General features: G+C 73.1%; 9 protein-coding genes. 3 read left to right on the top strand and 6 right to left on the bottom strand.

Annotated features, from left to right (window positions below; translation table 11 throughout):
* Positions 1-27: 27 nt before the first annotated feature.
* Positions 28-423, bottom strand: coding sequence for an Rv3235 family protein (locus ACFWVC_RS29450; protein ID WP_384293637.1), 396 nt, complete (start codon positions 421-423; stop codon positions 28-30).
* Between the two features lie 137 nt (positions 424-560).
* Here ACFWVC_RS29450 and ACFWVC_RS29445 point away from each other — a divergent pair, with 137 nt between their 5' ends.
* Positions 561-1,067: a DUF6912 family protein gene (locus ACFWVC_RS29445; protein ID WP_384293630.1), complete on the top strand. Its 507-nt coding sequence runs from the start codon at positions 561-563 to the stop codon at positions 1,065-1,067.
* A 143-nt stretch (positions 1,068-1,210) separates the two neighbouring features.
* A complete protein-coding gene (locus ACFWVC_RS29440) occupies positions 1,211-1,864 on the top strand; it encodes an HAD family hydrolase (protein ID WP_384293625.1) in 654 nt (217 codons plus the stop codon).
* Positions 1,865-1,911: 47 nt separating this feature from the next.
* On the opposite strand, the gene ACFWVC_RS29435 is transcribed toward ACFWVC_RS29440, so the two are convergent.
* Positions 1,912-2,478 (bottom strand): DJ-1/PfpI family protein, encoded by a 567-nt coding sequence (locus ACFWVC_RS29435; RefSeq protein WP_384293619.1) that lies wholly within the window; start codon positions 2,476-2,478, stop codon positions 1,912-1,914.
* Between the two features lie 250 nt (positions 2,479-2,728).
* Here ACFWVC_RS29435 and ACFWVC_RS29430 point away from each other — a divergent pair, with 250 nt between their 5' ends.
* Positions 2,729-7,714, top strand: coding sequence for an NAD-glutamate dehydrogenase (locus ACFWVC_RS29430; protein ID WP_384293613.1), 4,986 nt, complete (start codon positions 2,729-2,731; stop codon positions 7,712-7,714).
* A 67-nt stretch (positions 7,715-7,781) separates the two neighbouring features.
* On the opposite strand, the gene ACFWVC_RS29425 is transcribed toward ACFWVC_RS29430, so the two are convergent.
* From ACFWVC_RS29425 to ACFWVC_RS29410, 4 genes are read right to left on the bottom strand one after another with little or no spacing between them, the layout of a single operon-like run.
* Positions 7,782-9,308 carry a hypothetical protein gene (locus ACFWVC_RS29425; RefSeq protein WP_384293609.1) on the bottom strand — a complete coding sequence of 509 codons (1,527 nt, stop codon included), beginning with the start codon at positions 9,306-9,308 and terminating at the stop codon, positions 7,782-7,784.
* A 35-nt stretch (positions 9,309-9,343) separates the two neighbouring features.
* On the bottom strand, positions 9,344-9,895 hold the full coding sequence (locus ACFWVC_RS29420; RefSeq protein ID WP_384293602.1) for a CDP-glycerol glycerophosphotransferase family protein: 552 nt from the start codon (positions 9,893-9,895) through the stop codon (positions 9,344-9,346).
* A gap of 23 nt (positions 9,896-9,918) precedes the next feature.
* Complete coding sequence (locus tag ACFWVC_RS29415; protein WP_384293595.1) at positions 9,919-10,128, bottom strand: glycosyltransferase; 210 nt, start codon at positions 10,126-10,128, stop codon at positions 9,919-9,921.
* Positions 10,129-10,183: 55 nt separating this feature from the next.
* The gene (locus ACFWVC_RS29410; protein ID WP_384293588.1) at positions 10,184-13,783 is read right to left on the bottom strand and encodes a CDP-glycerol glycerophosphotransferase family protein; all 3,600 of its coding nucleotides are present in this window, start codon (positions 13,781-13,783) and stop codon (positions 10,184-10,186) included.
* Positions 13,784-13,860: the final 77 nt, after the last annotated feature.

The raw sequence follows: 13,860 nt of genomic DNA, 5'->3' as shown, positions 1-13,860 counted from the left end.
CCTTAGGGAGTCCGGCCCCGGCCGTGTTCAGCGCGCCTCCACGGCGGTGCAGCGCCAGCCGGCGCCGCCCGCCCGGGTGCCGTCGCGCTCCAGGCGGAACGCGAGCGCCCGCACGATGTCCGGGGCGAGGGCGACGGTGGCGGCGACCTCGATGGCCGTGCCGTCCGGAGAGGGCGACACCCGCGGTTTCGTGAGCAGCCGGGGCGCGTGGCCGCGGGCGACGTAGCCCCAGTCGGCGCGGGCGTTCACCAGGTCCCAGAGGCGGTCGTAGGCCTCCGGGACGACGCGTCCGGCGAGACTGGCGACCGGCCGCCGGCCGGTCAGCACGTCCAGCAGCCGCCCGGCGAACCAGACATGGGGCGGCAGTGCGGTGACGTTCTGTGTGTGATGCGTCGCTGTGCGTGATGGCGAGGTGGCGTGCATGTGTGGACCCCCGTGGTCTACCGATTGGTAACCGGGTTGTACGGGAGCCGCCGTGGGGCCGGGAAGCCGGGCGGGGGCGGCGCGGGAGGCGGGCCGGGATTCACCTATCCGGAGTGCCGCCCACGTATGCTGACGCCATGCGCGTCTACATCCCCACGACCCTTCCCGGACTGGCCGAGGCGCACAAGGCCGGCGAACTGGGCCCCGCCCCGCTGGACGCCTTCGCGGTCACCCCGAGCCTGCGCGAGTGGTACGTCTCCGACGACCTCGAGGAACTGGAGTACGCCGCCCTGACCCGGGCCGCCCAGAGCTCGCTACGGCAGCTGGCGCTCACCCCGGACGCTCCGCGGCGCCGTGTCGTGGTCGCCGTGGACGTCGCCGACGCCGCCGTCTCCTTCGACCCCGACCGCGCCCTGGACCCCGCCGCCCTCGGCTCCGTCCGCCTGTCCGCGCCCGTGCCGATGGCGCGGGCCGCGGCCGTGCACGCGGACGCAGACGAGGCCGAGGCGGACATCTCCGCGGCCGCGGACGCCCTGGGCGCGGCGGACGCCGGGGACGACGACGCGCGCTTCACGGTCGACGGCGCCGAGGACCACGAACTGCTCTGGTACGCCACGCAGGAGATCCCCACGCTGATCGCGTGACCCGTGACCCGTGACCCGTGACCCGTGACCCGTGCCGCGGATCGCGCGGAGGCGTTCCCCGGGGCCCCGATGTCTACGAAGCGGCTTCGTATGTGACCTCGGCACTTGCCTTGGGCCGGGAGGGTCTGGGTACGGTTTCGGATGTGAACGCGCATCTCGTGTGGGACTGGAACGGCACGCTGCTCCACGACATCGACGCGGTGATCGAGGCGACCAACGCCTCCTTCGCCGAGATCGGCATTCCGCGGATCACGCTGGAGCGTTACCGCGAGCTGTACTGCGTCCCCGTACCGAGGTTCTACGAGCGGCTGATGGGGCGCCTGCCCACCGAGAACGAGTGGGAGGTGATGGACGAGATCTTCCATCGCCACTACTGGGCCCTCGCCGGCACCTGCTGTCTCGCGGAGGGCGCCGCGGAGATCCTGGCCCGCCGGCGGTACGAGGGGCTCACCCAGTCGCTGTGCTCGCTGGCCCCGCACGAGCAGCTGATACCGATCCTGCGCACGCACGGCATCGAGAACCACTTCCTGCGCGTGGACGGCCGCACCGAGGGCAGCCACACCGGCAAGTCCGAGCAGATGGCCCGGCACCTGGCGGCGATGGACGGCATAGCGCCGGGCCGGGTCGTCGTCATCGGCGACGCCGTCGACGACGCGGTGGCGGCCCGGCACGTGGGCGCCCTCGCGGTGCTGTACACGGGCGGCTCGCACAGCCGGACGAGCCTGGAGAAGGCCGGCGTCCCGGTCGTGGACACCCTGCTCGAGGCCGTGGAGACGGCCGAGGCCCTGGTCGCCTGAAAACCCCGGGCGGCGGTCTCCGGGGCGGCCAGGGCCCGTTGCCCGCCTCAGGTCACCGGCGCCTTCGACCGCAGCACGGTCAGGAACTCCCGCATCCAGAAGGGGTGGTCCGGCCAGGCCCGCGAGGAGACCACCATGCCGTCCACGACGACGGCGGTGTCCTGGAAGCCGGCGCCCGCCGCCTCCATGTCCATCTCCAGCGCCGGGTAGGCGGTGACGCGCCGGCCGCTGAGGGCGCCAACCGCGGCCGTCAGCAGCGGTCCGTGGCAGATCTGGGCGACCGGCTTGTCGGCGTCGAAGAAGGCCTTGAGCACCTTGCGCAGCTCGGGGTCGTTGCGCAGGTACTCCGGGGCGCGGCCGCCGGGGACGACGACGGCCGCGTACGCGCCGGGGTCGACGTCCGCGAAGGACAGATCCGCCTGCCAGGTGTAGCCCGGCTTCTCGGTGTAGGTGTCGAAGCCCTCCTCGAAGTCGTGCACGACGAACCGGAGCTTCTTGCGGCTGGGCGCCGCGATGTGCACCTCGTACCCCTCTTCGAGGAGCCGCTGGTACGGGTACATGACTTCGAGCGACTCCGCGGCGTCGCCGGTGACGATCAGGATCTTGGTGGCCATGACCGGGTTTCCCGTCCCTTCCCGTCGCGTGGGTGAACGTCTCGCTACGACCTCCGTACGGTCACCTCCTCAACCTGCACCCGCGCGGCCGGACTGTCCAGTTCGTCAAAGATTGGTTCATGGTTTTGTACACAAAGAGCCCCTGACAGCCCCCCCGGCCGTAGCGATAGCCTTACAGCGTGATCAGCGCTGATCCATCGATCACCACGACCTACGTCACGCAACGGCGCGCGACAGGGAGCATGAGGACATGCAGACCAAGCTGGACGAAGCCAAGGCCGAGCTGCTGGAACGGGCGGCCCGCGTGGGCCCCGGACCTTCGGCGGGGGGAACGCCGGCTCCCGGCCAGACCGGGCCGGACGGCGGTCAGGGCCCGGTGAAGGAGGCGCTGGACTCCTTCCTTCAGCGCTACTACCTGCACAGCGCCCCCGAGGACCTGATCCACCGCGACCCGGTGGACGTGTACGGTGCCGCCCTGTCCCACTACCGCCTGGCCGAGGTCCGCCCGCAGGGCACCGCGAACGTCCGCGTGCACACGCCCTCGGTCGAGGAGAACGGGTGGACGTGCAGCCACACCGTCGTCGAGGTGGTCACCGACGACATGCCCTTCCTCGTCGACTCCGTCACCAATGAGCTGTCCCGGCAGGACCGCGCGATCCACGTGGTCGTCCACCCGCAGATGCTGGTGCGGCGCGATCTGACCGGCAACCTGCTGGAGGTGCTGGAGGCCGTCACCGGCGACGGCGCCCAGCTGCCGCACGACGTGCTGACCGAGTCCTGGATCCACGTCGAGATCGACCGCGAGACCGACCGTGAGGACCTCAAGCAGATCAGCGCCGATCTGCGCCGCGTGCTGTCCGACGTCCGCGAGGCCGTCGAGGACTGGCAGAAGATGCGCGACGGCGCACTGCGCATCGCCGACGAGCTGGCCGCGACCCCGCCGCCGCTGCCCGAGCAGGAGGTCGGCGAGGCCTGGGAGCTGCTGCGCTGGCTGTCCGACGACCACTTCACCTTCATCGGCTACCGGGAGTACGCGCTCACCACGGAGAGCACCCCCGAGGGCCAGGAGGACGTGCTCACCGCGGTGCCCGGCACCGGGCTCGGCATCCTGCGCTCCGACCCGCACCACCACGACTCCGAGGGCCGCCACAACGCCCACCCGGTGTCGCCGTCGTTCAACCGGCTGCCTGTCGACGCCCGCAAGAAGGCCCGTGAGCAGCGGCTGCTGATCATCACCAAGGCGAACAGCCGGGCCACCGTGCACCGGCCGTCGTACCTGGACTACATCGGGGTCAAGAAGTTCGACGCCGACGGGAACGTCATCGGCGAGCGCCGCTTTCTCGGCCTGTTCTCCTCGGCCGCGTACACCGAGTCGGTGCGCCGGGTCCCGGTGATCCGCCGCAAGGTCGCCGAGGTGCTGGAGGGCGCCGGCGTCACGCCGGACAGCCACGACGGCCGCGACCTGCTGCAGATCCTGGAGACGTACCCGCGCGACGAGCTGTTCCAGACGCCCCCCGACGAGCTGCGCGAGACCGTCACCAGCGTGCTGTACCTGCAGGAGCGCCGCCGGCTGCGGCTGTTCCTGCGGCAGGACGAGTACGGGCGCTACCTGTCCGCGCTGGTCTACATGCCCCGCGACCGCTTCACCACGGCGGTCCGGCTGCGGCTGACGGACATCCTCAAGGAGGAACTCAACGGCGTCACCGTCGACTTCACCGCCTGGAGCACCGAATCGGTGCTCTCCCGGCTGCACTTCGTGGTCCGGGTCGCCCCCGGCACACGGCTGCCGGAGCTCAGCGACGGCGATGTCGAGCGGATCGAGGGGCGGCTGACCGAGGCCGTGCGCTCCTGGGCCGACGGCTTCGCCGAGGCGCTGAACTCCGAGTGCGGCGAGGAGCGCGCCGCCGAGATGAACCGCCGCTACGCGCACGCCTTCCCCGACGGCTACCGCGCCGACTTCACCCCGCGCGCCGCCGTCGCCGACCTGCAGCACCTGGAGCGGCTCAACGGCGAGGACTTCTGCCTCAGCCTGTACGAGCCGGTCGGCGCCGCCCCAGGCGAGCGCCGCTTCAAGATCTACCGCACCGGTGCGCCGGTCTCGCTGTCCGCGGTGCTGCCGGCGCTGCAGCGCCTGGGCGTCGAGGTCACCGACGAGCGCCCCTACGAGCTGCGCCGCACGCCGTCCTCCTCGCAGGCCGGCGAGGAGGGCGCGGGACGTGCCTGGATCTACGACTTCGGGCTGCGGATCGACCCCTCGCTCGGCGACCTCGGGGACGACGCCCGCGAGCGCTTCCAGGAGGCCTTCACCGCGACCTGGACCGGTCAGGCCGAGAACGACGGCTTCAACTCGCTCGTACTGAGCGCCGGGCTGACCTGGCGCCAGGCGATGGTGCTGCGCGCCTACGCCAAGTATCTGCGGCAGGCCGGCACGGCCTTCTCGCAGGACTACATGGAGGACACCCTCCGCAACAACGTCCACACCACCCGGCTGCTGGTCAACCTCTTCCAGGCGCGACTCTCCCCGGACCACCAGCGGGCCGGCAGCGAGCTGACCGACGCCCTGCTGGAGGAGGTGGACGCCGCCCTGGAGCAGGTCGCGAGCCTGGACGAGGACCGCATCCTGCGTTCCTTCCTCACCCTGATCAAGGCGACGCTGCGCACCAACTACTTCCAGCGAGCCGACGGCGGCAAGCCGCACGCCTACCTGTCGATGAAGTTCGACCCGCAGGCGATCCCGGACCTGCCCGCGCCGCGCCCGGCGTACGAGATCTGGGTCTACTCCCCGCGCGTGGAGGGCGTGCACCTGCGCTTCGGCAAGGTCGCCCGCGGCGGCCTGCGCTGGTCCGACCGGCGCGAGGACTTCCGCACCGAGGTGCTCGGCCTGGTCAAGGCGCAGATGGTGAAGAACACCGTCATCGTGCCGGTCGGCGCCAAGGGCGGCTTCGTCGGCAAGCGGCTGCCCGACCCGGCGGCCGACCGCGACGCGTGGCTGGCCGAGGGCATCGCCTCGTACAAGACCTTCATCTCCGGTCTCCTCGACATCACCGACAACCTGGTGGGCGGCCAGGTCGTGCCGCCCGCCGACGTGGTGCGGCACGACGGCGACGACACCTACCTGGTGGTCGCGGCCGACAAGGGCACCGCGTCGTTCTCCGACATCGCCAACGAGGTCGCGATCTCCTACGGCTTCTGGCTCGGCGACGCGTTCGCCTCCGGCGGCTCGGTCGGCTACGACCACAAGAAGATGGGCATCACCGCCCGCGGCGCGTGGGAGTCCGTCGAACGGCACTTCCGCGAGATGGGCCACGACACCCAGAACGAGGACTTCACCGTCGTCGGCGTCGGTGACATGTCCGGTGACGTCTTCGGCAACGGCATGCTGCTCAGCGAGCACATCCGGCTGGTCGCCGCCTTCGACCACCGGCACATCTTCATCGACCCCGTGCCGGACGCGGCGACCTCCTACGCCGAGCGGCGCCGGATGTTCGCACTGCCGCGCTCGTCGTGGGCCGACTACGACGCCAAGCTGATCTCGGCCGGCGGCGGCGTCTTCCCGCGCAGCGCGAAGGCGATCACCGTCACCCCGCAGATCCGCAGGGCGCTCGGCATCGAGCAGCCGGCGGCCAAGATGACCCCGGCCGACCTGATGAAGGCGATCCTCAAGGCCCCGGTGGACCTGCTGTGGAACGGCGGCATCGGCACCTACGTCAAGTCGTCCGCCGAGACGCACCCGGACGTCGGCGACAAGGCCAACGACGCCATCCGCGTGGACGGCGCAGAGGTGCGCGCCAAGGTCATCGGCGAGGGCGGCAACCTGGGCCTGACCCAGCTCGGCCGCATCGAGTTCGCCCTGGCCGGGGGCCGGGTCAACTCCGACGCCATCGACAACAGCGCCGGCGTGGACGCCTCCGACCACGAGGTCAACATCAAGATCCTGCTCAACGCGGTCGTCACCGAGGGCGACATGACGGTCAAGCAGCGCAACAGCCTGCTGGCCGAGATGACCGACGAGGTCGGCTCCCTGGTGCTGCGCAACAACTACGCGCAGAACGTGGCGCTGGCCAACGGCATGGCCCAGTCGCCCAGCCTGCTCCACGCCCACCAGCGCTTCATCCGCAGGCTGGTGCGCGACGGCAAGCTGGACCGGGCGCTGGAGTTCCTGCCCACCGACCGGCAGATCCGCGAGCGGCTGGCCGCCGGCCAGGGGCTGACCCAGCCCGAACTCGCCGTCCTGCTGGCCTACACCAAGATCACCGCCGCGGAGGAGCTGCTCGCCACCGACCTGCCGGACGACCCGTACCTGCGGCGGCTGCTGGACGCGTACTTCCCGAAGGCGCTCGGCGAGCGCTTCGCCGCGCAGATCGACGGGCACGCGCTGCGCCGCGAGATCATCACGACGGTGCTGGTCAACGACACCGTCAACACCGGCGGCACCACCTTCCTCCACCGCTTCAAGGAGGAGACCGGCGCCACCAACGAGGAGATCGTCCGGGCGCACACCGCGGCCCGCGCGATCTTCGGGCTCAGCCGGATCTGGGACGACGTCGAGGCGCTCGACAACGTCGTGCCCGCGGACGTGCAGACGCGCGTCCGGCTCCACTCGCGGCGGCTGGTGGAGCGGGCCTCGCGCTGGCTGCTCAACAACCGGCCGCAGCCGCTGCGGATCGCCGAGACCATCGAGTTCTTCCACGACGGGGTCACCCGGGTCTGGGCCGAGCTGCCCAAGCTGCTGCGCGGCGCGGACCTGGAGTGGTACCAGTCGATCCACGACGAGCTGACGGGCGCGGGCGTCCCGGAGGAGCTGGCCACCAAGGTGGCCGGGTTCTCGTCCGCCTTCCCGGCGCTGGACATCGTGGACGTCGCCGACCGCAGCGGCAAGGACCCGCTGGCGGTGGCCGAGGTCTACTACGACCTCGCCGACCGCCTGCAGATCACCCAGCTGCTGGACCGGATCATCGAGCTGCCGCGCGCCGACCGGTGGCAGTCGATGGCCCGCGCCTCCATCCGCGAGGACCTGTTCGCCGCGCACGCCGCGCTGACGGCGGACGTGCTCTCGGTGGGCAACGGCTCCTCCACCCCGGAGCAGCGCTTCAAGAAGTGGGAGGAGGCCAGGGGCGCCCTGGTCAACCGGGCCCGCACCACCCTGGACGAGATCCAGGGGTCGGAGGCGTTCGACCTGGCGAACCTGTCGGTGGCGATGCGGACCTTCCGCACGCTGCTGCGCACACACCGCTGACCCACCGTCACACAGGGCAGGGGCCGGGGGAATCCCCCCGGCCCCTGCCGTCGTGTGTGCCGGGGCGTCACCCGATCCGGTACAGCCGTTCGCCCGTGCGCGGGCCGGTGGCGACCAGCGAGGTGTCCGGCGGGACGGGGGCCTTGGGCGCCGTCATGACCCACCGGACGTGGTAGCGGCGGGCGATGGCCTGCCTCAGGTCCGGCGCGGTCGTCGGGGCCAGGAAGGTGCGGACGTCGGAGGCGCGGCGCTTTCGTTCCGCCGCCGAGGTCGACGGGTCGGGCCAGGTGGGGGCGACCAGGAACGCGCCGTAGGCCGGCATGACGTGGGAGGGCCCGTAGGCGTCGGTCAGGACGACGTCGCCGACCGCCACGTGCCGCTGCGCCCACTGGTAGCTCGGCCAGTGGTTCAGCCGCTGCAGGTGCACCGCCGGCGGCACGTAGCGCTTCGGGACGATCGCGCCCGCCTGCGCCACCAGGCCCACGCAGGCCGCCACCGCGGCGAGCGGCGCCAGCACCGTGCGCAGCAGCGTCCACGGCGGGGCCTCGGCGAGCTCCACCGCCAGCGCGAACTGCAGCGGCACCAGCAGCAGCCCGAAGATCCGCCCGTAGGAGTACTCGCCGCTGAACCAGCCGTACGCGGCCACGGCGCAGTCCCCGGCGAACATCAGCACCAGCGGGTCCAGCGGGTTCAGCCGCAGCCGGTACAGCAGCGCCGGCAGACCCGCCAGGGCGAGCCCGTACCACTGCCACAGGTCGCCGTAGAGCTGCCGGTGGATCCCGTCGACCGTCGGGTCGCCCAGCAGCGAGGAGAGGCTGAAGTACGGCCACCAGCCGGCGACCGCGAAGGCCACGGCGGCGGTCAGCGCCCAGCGGCCCAGGATCCCGGCGACGATCGGGGTCTGCTGCATGCCGAGCACCAGGGCGGCCACGCCGATGACGGCGCCCATCGCGGTGAACGGGTGGACGAGCAGGATGACGCCGAGGAGCAGGCCGAGCCCGGTGTGCAGCCATGGGCCGCCGACGCCGCGCCGTGCGGTGCGGGCGGTGATCGTCCAGGTCCAGAAGGTCAGGCCGATCGCGAACGCGCTGGGGTAGGTCAGCCCGAGGGTCATCGACTGCAGGCCGAGGAAGCCGCTCCACTCCTTGTGCTCGGGCCCCCACAGCAGCACGAACGCGGCCAGCGCCAGCACCGGCGCCCAGCGGCGTGTGCTGAGGGTGCGGGTGAAGGCGCCGATGCCGCTGACGACCAGGGCGAGGTTGAGCGGGCCGCAGCCCTTGAGCAGTTGCCAGCCCGGCACGCCGGTCAGCTTGCTCAGCAGCCCCAGCAGCACCGTGTACGGGGTGAAGTAGGGGCTGCCGGTGCCGGACATGTCGAGCAGTGGGTTGGACGGGTGCCGCCAGTCCGCCGCGATCCGCTCGATCGCGGCGGCGTGCTGCCCGAAGTCGGCGGCGGGTACGGCGTCCCAGGTCCGCAGGGCCACCACCAGCCAGAACAGGGTGCCCAGGATCAGGTACGGCGAGGGGCGCCGCACCCGGCGCAGCTCGTACGTCTGGATGCGCCAGTCCCGCTGGGTCGTCAGAACGCCGGTCACGCAGCCCTCCCGGCCGTCGTCGGCTCGTCAGCTCGTCACCACGATGTTCGATCGTGGCAGGCGGTGCTGCATCCCCGGCGGGTCCGTACGGGGACGTGTCCTCGTCCGGCCACCCGTTCGTGGGAGGGGGCTACGGCCGACTGGCGGCCCCCTGGACGGCGCCGGTCCGAGGGGCCGCCGGCTGCGGCACCGGGTGCGGGCGGGCGGGGGTGCGAGCGTCGAGCGGCACCCGTCTGCAGCGGTGTGTCGTCGCCGAGGAGGACCCGGCGCACGACGCGCTCGGCGGCCCGACCGTCGTCGAAGGCGCAGAAGCGGCGGCGGAAGGTCGCCCGCAGCTCGCGGGCCCGGTGGTCGTCGAAGGGGCCGTCGCGGAAGACCCGGACCAGTTCGTCGTCGGTGGTGGAGACCGCGCCCGGGGTGTCGCCGGGCGCGGCGGACAGCAGGTCGAAGTAGACGCCGCGGGAGGCCTGGTAGACCGGCCAGTTGTCGGCGTGGACCACGATGGGGCGGTCCAGCAGTGCGTAGGCGAACATGATCGACGAGTAGTCCGTGACCAGGGCATCCGCGGCCAGGCACAGCTGCTCCACAGACGGGTGCCGGGATACGTCGATCAGCAGGCCCTCCTCGTGCAGGGCCGTATGGGCCGGGTCCTCGCCGTGTCGTCGCCGTCGAGGAAGAACAGACAGTCCCCGGTGGCCCGCTCGGCGCCGGTGTTGCGGGCCGCGTACGCGTCGAGGATGCGGCCGCAGTGGTCCGGCGACCGGTCGGTGACGGGCTGGGACAGCACCGAGTCCGGGCAGGCGCGCGGACAGCCCTGCACCTTGTGGACCGGGACGATGACGTTCCGTCGGCGACGGCGACGGCGGACGACCGGTTCAGCGGGGTGCGGTGCCGGGGCGGCCGAGGAGGCGGTCGGCTGCGCGGGCGGCGGCCCCGCCGTCGTCCAGGTGGCAGAAGGTCGTCCGGAAGTGGGCGTAGGCGTCGGCGCTGTGCCGTGCCACGGCGTCCAGGTCGCGCAGGGCGCCGGCGACCTCGGCGGTGGAGTGCAGCAGCGGACCGGGCGCCAGGGCCTCGAAGTCGGGGTAGAAGCCGCGCAGCGTGTCGCGGACGTGCTCCAGGTCGGGGACGAGGAAGAGCATCGGGCGCCCGGTGTTGGCGAAGTCCGCGGCGAGCGAGGCGTAGTCGGTGACCAGCACGTCGGCGAGCAGGAGCAGTTCGGCCGCGTCGGGGTGCGTGGACACGTCGCGGACGAAGCCGGAGCGGCCGGGCCGCAGCCGGTCGGCGACCGTCGGGTGCGAGCGGTACAGCAGCACATGGTCCCGGCCGAGCGCGGCCTCCGCCTCCGCCAGGTCCAGGTGGGCCGAGCGGCGGTAGTGGCCGGCGTCGTACGCCCGGTCGTCGCGCCGGGTGGGGGCGTACAGCACGACGGTGCGGCCCCGCGGGATGCCCAGCCGGTCCCGCAGCGAGGCGGCGATCTTGTCGCGGTCGTCGGCGAACAGCACGTCGGTGCGCGGCAGTCCGGTCTCGGCGACCTCGCCGTCGAACGCGAGCGCGGTGCGCAGCGCGCCCGTGCTGTACGTGTTCGGCGACAGCAGCACGCTCCACTGGCGGCCCGGGTCCGCGTACGGCGTGCCGGCCAGGTCGCGGCCGGTGCGCTTGACCGGTGTGCCGTGCCACGTCTGCAGCACCCGCTGGTCGGGGCGGCGGACGAACCACCGCGGCAGATGCGTGTTGGTGACCACGTAGCGGCTGCGCGCCAGCGCCTCGTACCAGGCCGCGCTGCGCAGCACCACCGGCCGCGCGGTCCCGGGCGGCACCGCCTGGCCGTCGCGCACCACCCACAGGTGCTCCAGGCCGTCGGCCTCGCGGCGGCGCAGCAGTTCCTCGTGGACGGCGCGCGGGGAGTCGCCGCCGGCGCGGCCGTCGAAGGAGCTGAACAGCACGGTCTCGCGGCGCGGCAGTCCCCGGGTGCGCGGGTAGTGGGTCTCGCGCAGCACGCGCTGCCGGTACGGGCCGCGCTGCGGTTCCGGCACGGTCGGGCCGGCCTCCAGGAACAGGCGGTCGTGCAGGCGCCGGTCCACGGTGAACGCCTTGCCGCCGGAGCCCGCCGCCATCGGCAGCGCGTCGAACGCCCCGGGGGCCACCCGCACGGGTGCGTCGTGGCCGCCCGCGCGCAGCCACAGGTCCCAGCGGCCCTCGATCAGCGGCACGGCCCCCGCGAGGGTCTCGATGCGGCCCGGGCGCACCGTCACGGTGAACCGGCGCCCCTCGCGGTGCCGGGCCCGGCCCGCCGGGTCCAAGGGCGCGGCGGCGCTGTCCAGGCGTACGGGGAAGGCGTGCTCGGCGCTGAACGTGCCGTGGCGCAGCACCAGTTCGGTCCGGCCGGGGGCGGTGTCCGGCGCCAGCCGGCCGGTGAGGACGAGGGCGCCCTCGGCGGTCCAGCCGACCGCGTCCACGACCGGCTGCGGCGTGCGGTCGCGCAGCACCAGCCGGCCGGCCGCGTCGGCCTCGACCAGCAGCTCACGGCGGACGCCGACGAGCCGGGCGTCCGTGCCGAGCGGGTAATGGCCGGCCGGCAGGTCACCGTCGAGGTGGACCGGGTCGGTGCGGCCCGGCCGCATCAGGACGGCCTCCCACGTCTCGGTGGTGTCCGGGGCGATCTGCCGGGGGCCGGGCTCCAGCGCGGGCCGGGCGTCCCCGAGGTCGGCGAGGCGCACGCGGACCCGGCGGACGCCGTGGTCCGCGTCCTGGACCGGATACGTGAGGACCGCCCGTGTCGAGGCGAGCGTCAGGCGCAGCGCGGTGGCGTCCGGCGCGCCGGTGACGTCGAGCTCCACCGTCCCGTCGGGGCCCGCCCGGTGGTCCACCACCGTCCGGGCCACCGGATCCACCGACAGGTGCAGCCGCCCGGCCCGGTGGAACGGCACCACCCGGGTCCCGTCGCCCGCCGGGTACGACTGCGGGGAGGCACCGGAACCGGTGTCCGCGGCGCGCAGTCCCGCCGTGCGGATGACGCCGCGTGCCGCGACGACCACCGCGATCCGCCACCGGCCGGGCCGCAGCCGCGCCGGGTCGACGGTGATCTCGAAGCCCGACCAGTCGTAGCAGTGTTCCTCCTGGCGGGAGCCGGCGGTCGCGGCCGGTTCCTGGTGGATGCGCACCGGCAGCAGCAGCACCTTGACCCGGCGCCGCCGTCCATTGAGTGCGACGGCGGTGATGTGGGCGTCGCCGGGCCGGCCGGCGTCGATGTTGCGCAGGTAGGCGTGGCCGCGCAGCACCAGCCTGCCGTTCTCCCGCGCCACTTCGGCGACTTCGGCGTGCACGGGCAGGTCCGCGCGGCGCAGCCGCACCACGGACGGGGGCAGGGCCATCGGGGCGCCGTCCGCGGCACGGACCACCGCGCGTTTGCGCAGCGGCGGTCCGGCGACGGAGAAGCCGGAGGGGTTGGCCCGCTGGTGGCCGAGGAAGGTGACGAGGTCGTCGAGCCGGTCCTTGACGACCAGGTGCCAGATGATCCGCTGCACGACGGGGAGTTCGGGGAAGACGCCGGGGTCGACGCGGCTGAGGAAGTCCCGGCAGCGCTCCATGAACACCCGCCGGTACTCCGGCCCCGCCGACGGCAGCGCCTCGACGAGGTCCTGGAGGTCGTCGGTGAGCACCGAGCGGTCGTAGGCGGGCTTGTACGCGCCCCAGGCGGGGCGCGCCGGGTCGCCGAGGAAGCGGCTGACCGAGTCGACGGCGCGGATGCAGTCCGCTGCGCCTTGCCCGCCCGGCACGCCCGGCACGCCCGGCCCGCCCCGCGCGTCGGCGCGGCTCCCGGTGACCGGACCCTGGTGGACCCGCCGGTAGTAGACGTGGTTGTGCAGGACGTCCACGGCCTCGGCGAGGAAGTGCGCGGGAAGGGTGAGCGGGGCGTCCTCGTACGACACGCCCTCGGGGAAGGCCAGGTGGTGGCGTTCCCAGAAGTCGCGGCGGAAGACCTTGTTCCAGGCGGCCCGGTCGGACAGCAGGCCCGGGTCCCGGGTGACATGGGTGCGCGGCACGTTACGGGTCATGTCGCGGTGCGGCCAGGCCTCGGTCCGGCCGTCCTCGGTGAGCCGCCAGGCGTTGCCGGTGGCGAAGTCCGAGCCGGAGGCGTCCAGCATCCGTACCAGCGTCTCGTACGCGCGCGGCGGCAGGACGTCGTCGCCGTCGAGGAAGGCCAGGTAGGAGGTGGCCGGATCGGCGTGCCGGACACCGGTGTTGCGGGCGTGGCCCAGGCCCGCGGTGTCCTGGCGGACCAGCCGGAAGCGGGGGTCGCGGTCGGCGAAGGAGCGCGCGATCTCGGCGCCGGCGTCGGTGGAGCCGTCGTCCACGATCACCACGTCCAGCGCGCCGAGGGTCTGCGCGGCCACCGAGCGCAGGCACTCCGCCACGTGCGCCTCGACGTTGTGGACCGGGACGACGACGGTGAGGCGGGGCGTGCGCGAGGCCATCGGCTGACGTGACCCTTTCCGGGAGGGGGCGGCGTGCGGGGACGAGGGGTTCAACTCGCCCCGGCCGCGTCGGTCAC

Source organism: Streptomyces sp. NPDC058691 (assembly GCF_042714775.1).
Lineage (GTDB): Bacteria > Actinomycetota > Actinomycetes > Streptomycetales > Streptomycetaceae > Actinacidiphila.
Note: the sequence above shows the minus strand (reverse complement) of the source record. Positions and strands in the feature narration are given on the sequence as shown.